Origin of the sequence: Bradyrhizobium sp. 23, from assembly GCF_023073295.1 — a bacterium.
In the GTDB taxonomy this organism is placed as follows: Bacteria; Pseudomonadota; Alphaproteobacteria; order Rhizobiales; family Xanthobacteraceae; genus Bradyrhizobium; species Bradyrhizobium canariense_D.
The window spans coordinates 163,836-168,534 of sequence record NZ_JADPJF010000032.1 but is presented as its reverse complement, the minus strand read 5'-3'; the positions used below and the strand labels follow the sequence as shown (position 1 = coordinate 168,534).

General features: G+C 64.1%; 3 protein-coding genes. All 3 read right to left on the bottom strand.

Features of this window, described 5'->3' with window-relative positions; translation table 11 throughout:
- The coding region (locus IVB32_RS05025) for a glycosyl transferase (protein ID WP_247409934.1) at window positions 1-517 on the bottom strand (517 nt) is incomplete at its 3' end.
- Window positions 518-855: 338 nt separating this feature from the next.
- Complete coding sequence (locus IVB32_RS05020) at window positions 856-2,040, bottom strand: acetate/propionate family kinase (protein ID WP_018454914.1); 1,185 nt, start codon at window positions 2,038-2,040, stop codon at window positions 856-858.
- A gap of 8 nt (window positions 2,041-2,048) precedes the next feature.
- Window positions 2,049-4,463, bottom strand: coding sequence for a phosphoketolase family protein (locus tag IVB32_RS05015; RefSeq protein WP_247372709.1), 2,415 nt, complete (start codon window positions 4,461-4,463; stop codon window positions 2,049-2,051).
- Window positions 4,464-4,699: the final 236 nt, after the last annotated feature.

The window sequence follows — 4,699 nt, the reverse complement described above, 5'->3', positions numbered from 1 at the left end:
GGAGCAGCCGTGCCTCGGAGTGGCGGGCTTGGGGCGGGTAGCCGCCAATGCGGTCGTAGTGATCACGCGCGATCAAAAGTCCCTGATCGCCGAAGGGACCGACGAGCTTGCGCATCAGGGCCCGGAGGATGTGGCGGAAGCCGGCATCGGCGTAGGGCGAGCGCGCATAGCGGAAGACGGCCGCACGATCCCGGCCGCTGGTCGAGACGGACTGGATGAACTGGGTGGTTTCCTCGATCCAGCCGGTTTCCAGCACGGCGCCCGCGGGCAGGAACATCAGCCAGGACGAACGGGCCTGGAGTGCGCCGGCGGCGAGCGCGGCGCCTTGAGTGGATCCTTCGAAGCCGATGAAACGGCAGCCCGCGACGTCGGCAACGCGCTCGATGACGCCATTGCGGGTGCCGTCGACCAGGAGCACTTCCCGGATGACGCCTGCGGCGGCACCGGGTACCAGCGCGGCCAGAGTTGCGACGGCCGTCTGCTCGACGCCTTCGGTCGGAATGATGACACTCAGCATGATGGAAGCTTCACTGTCCACACTTCGGGAGAAGCGTAGCTCATTATGAGGGCGTCATAAAACATGGCGCTGCCGAGTGCAACTTTCCGGCCGCGCCTCGGCAGACGATGGTAAACCGCTGCAGCCCTCGCATCCAAATATGTCCCGTACGGGGCGGCGATATTGCCGAATGTGTCGCCCCAGCCTGTCCTGTCCGTATTAATCCGGAGGTGAGCCGCAATATTGCGCGGCGCGCCGGCCGTTCGCAATCATGCAAGAGGAGGATGCGATAGCGGACGAGCGCGAGGACGGGAAAACGTGCAACCACGCTGCTGACGAGGGCTTCGAATGAACGCCGGTCAACTCGCTGTTCGCAGCACCGCCGCACAATGTCGTGCGATCATCAGTTCCTCATTCGTTGGAATGACGAAGACATCGACTGCGCTATCGCCATCGTTGATGCGCTCGCGCGCCGCATCATTCGCAGCGGCATCGATGCGCACGCCGAGCCAGTCGAGACGCTCACCGATCGCGCTGCGGATTTCGCTGGCATGCTCGCCGATGCCGCCGGTGAAGACCAGGCAGTCTAGCCCTGCAAGCGTTGTCGCCATCGCCGCCACCTCCTGCGCGGCGCGGAAGGTGAAGAGCTCGACCGCCTCCCGCGCCGCAGCTTCGCGGCTCGCAAGCAGCATGCGCATATCCGACGCGATGCCGGAGACGCCGAGCAGGCCCGATTCGTGGTAGAGCAGGTGCTGGACATCTTCGACCGACATCTTCTCGTGCTGTTGCAGATAGAGCAGCACGCCCGGGTCGAGCCTGCCGCAGCGCGTGCCCATCACCAGCCCGTCGAGCGGCGTCAGTCCCATCGTGGTGTCGATGCTGCGGCCGTCGCGCAAGCCGCACAGGCTCGCGCCGTTGCCGAGATGCGCGATCACAGTGCGCTTCGCCACGAGCTGCGGCGCGATTCGGGCGAGCCGTCCCGCGACATATTCGAACGAGAGGCCATGAAATCCGTAGCGCCGGATGCCGCGCTCTTCATAACGTCGCGGAATGGCGAAGCGGCTGGCGGGCGGCGCAATGCCGTGGTGGAAAGCGGTATCGAAGCAGGCGATCTGCGTCAGGTCGGGCCTGATCGCCGTGATAGTGCGGACCGGAGCCAGGCAGCGCGGCTGGTGCAGGGGCGCCAGCGGCGTCAGCGCTTGCAGCTTTGCGGTGACATCCTCCGTCAGCTCGACCGGAGCGGAATAGTCCGGACCGCCATGGACGACGCGATGGCCGACGGCGCGCAAGCGATGGTCGCCGAAACGATCCTCGATGAAGCCGAGCACGTCGGCGAACAGATGATCGCTGGCCGCATCCGATGCTTCCCTCCGTTTCTCGAACAGGTCTTCGCCCGCGGGACTCTTCACGACGAGCCGCGGCTTCGTCTCGTGCTCGTCAAGCAGGCCCTTGCAGAGCAGGGCGGGCTCGGCCGCCGAGATATCGAACAGGCCGAATTTGATGCTCGACGATCCCGAGTTGAGAACGAGAACCGTGTTCGACATGGCTCTCCTCAGTCGCCTGCCTCTGCCGGCGTGTTGCCGCCGGCGCTGTTCTGCCAGACCCATTCCTGGATTTCCGGCATGTCCTCGCCGTGTTCGCGCACATAGCGCGAATGCTCGATCAGCTTGTCGCGGAATTGCTGCTTCACCTGCGCCGCCCTGGTCGCGAGCCCCGGCACGCGCTCGATCGCCTCGATCGCGAGGTGATAGCGGTCGAGCTCGTTGAGCACGACCATGTCGAACGGCGTCGTCGTGGTGCCTTCCTCGGCAAAGCCGCGGACGTGCATGCCGGCGTGGTTGGTGCGGTTATAGGTCAACCGGTGGATCAGATAAGGATAGCCGTGATAGGCGAAGATCACCGGCTTGTCGCGCGTGAACAGGCCGTCGAAGTCGCGGTCGGACAAGCCGTGCGGGTGCTGCTCCCTGGGTTGCAGCGTCATGAGGTCGACGACGTTGACGACGCGGATCTTCAGCTCGGGCAGCGCCTTGCGCAGCAGGTCGACGGCAGCGAGCGTTTCCAGTGTCGGCACGTCGCCGGCGCAGGCCATCACGACACCGGGCTCGCCATTCGCATCTTCCGTGCCGGCCCAGCTCCAGATGCCGATGCCGGCGGCGCAATGCGTGGCTGCCTCCTGCATCGACAGCCATTGCGGCGCCGGCTGCTTGCCGGCGACGATGACGTTGATGCGGTCATAGGTGCGCAGGCAGTGATCGGCGATCCACAGCAGCGTGTTGGCATCCGGCGGGAAGTAGATGCGGACGATGTCGGCCTTCTTGTTGGCGACGAGATCGACGAAACCGGGATCCTGATGGCTGAAGCCGTTGTGGTCCTGACGCCAGACATGCGAGGTGAGCAGATAGTTGAGCGAGGCGATCGGTCGCCGCCACGGCAGATGCCGGGTCACCTTCAGCCATTTGGCGTGCTGGTTGAACATGGAATCCACGATGTGGATGAACGCCTCGTAGCAGGAGAAGAAGCCGTGTCGGCCCGTGAGCAGGTAACCCTCTAACCAGCCCTGGCAGAGATGCTCGCTCAGGACTTCCATCACGCGTCCGTCCTGGGCGAGATGCACGTCGTAAGGTTTTGTCGGCTCCATCCAGACGCGTTCGGTGGCCTCGAACACCGCATCGAGCCGGTTCGACGCAGTCTCGTCCGGGCCCATGATGCGGAAGTTGCGGGCCTCGGTGTTGAGGCGGATGACGTCGCGCAGGAATTTCCCGAGCTCGCGGGTTGCCTCCGCCACGACGCCGCCCGGCTGCGCTACTTCGACGGCGAAACTGCGGAAGTCCGGCAGCTTCAGCTCCTTCTTCAGAAGGCCGCCATTGGCGTGCGGATTGGCGCCCATGCGGCGATTGCCTTCGGGCGCGAGCGCCTGGAGCTCGGCAATGAGCGCGCCGTTCGCGTCGAACAGCTTTTCCGGCTCGTAGCTGCGCATCCAGTCTTCGAGAATCTTCAGATGCGCCGGGTTCTCGCGACAGTTCGCGACGGGCACCTGATGCGCCCGCCAAAAGCCCTCCACCTTCTTGCCGTCGACTTCCTTGGGGCCGGTCCAGCCCTTCGGGCTGCGCAGCACGATCATCGGCCAGCGCGGACGTTCGACGCTCTTGCGGCCGTCGCGGGCGTGCTGCTGGATCGACCGGATGCTGACGAGCGCGACGTCGAGCGCGTCTGCCATGGCCCGGTGCATCAATTTGGGATCGTCGCCCTCGACGAACAGCGGCTCGTGGCCGAGCCCGCGGAAGAGATCGCGGATCTCGTCGTCGCGCATCCGGCCGAGCACGGTCGGATTGGCAATCTTGTAACCGTTGAGATGCAGGATCGGCAGCACCGCGCCGTCATGCGCAGGATTGAGGAATTTGTTGGAGTGCCAGGACGCGGCGAGCGGGCCGGTCTCGGCCTCGCCGTCACCGACGACACAGGCGACGATCAGGTCGGGATTGTCGAAGGCCGCGCCATAGGCATGCACCAGCGCGTAACCGAGCTCACCGCCTTCGTGGATCGAGCCCGGCGTTTCCGGCGCCGCGTGACTCGGGATGCCGCCGGGGAAGGAGAATTGCCTGAACAGCTTGCGCAACCCCTCGGTATCGCGCGCGATATCGGGATAGAGCTCGCTGTAGCTGCCTTCGAGATAGGTGTTGGCGACCATGCCGGGGCCGCCGTGCCCGGGACCGCAGACATAGATCACGTTCAGGTCCAGCGCGCGGATGATGCGGTTGAGATGGGCATAAATGAAGTTCAAACCGGGCGTCGTGCCCCAATGGCCGAGCAAACGCGGCTTGATGTGCTCGGGCCGTAAGGGCTCGCGCAGCAGCGGATTGTCGAGGAGATAGATTTGCCCAACGGAGAGATAGTTCGCGGCGCGCCAATAGCGGTCGAGCAGATCGAGGTTGCTGCTCGCTGCGGCCAATTGTTGTTGATTTGTCATGTTCTTGCCGACCTTCACCCAACGATCGTCATCAACCATGTTCCGCGACGATCGATCCCTCCCGTGATCAAACGGAATCGTGGTCACGCTGGTGTTGCGTGAAGTCAAAAACCCCCGCCCGAAATTTGGGCAGCTCGACTGTGCATGGGGTTGTTTTCACGTTTTTTGTTTGTGTTCTTGATTTGTTCCTTTGGCATGCTATCTTGGCTTCATGAGTCCAGCATCCTCTCATGCTC

Bases quoted from the DNA above. Each gene is read 5' to 3' on its own strand.
- IVB32_RS05020 (WP_018454914.1), bottom strand. From the start codon at position 2,040: ATGTCGAACACGGTTCTCGTTCTCAACTCGGGATCGTCGAGCATCAAA.
- IVB32_RS05015 (WP_247372709.1), bottom strand. From the start codon at position 4,463: ATGACAAATCAACAACAATTGGCCGCAGCGAGCAGCAACCTCGATCTG.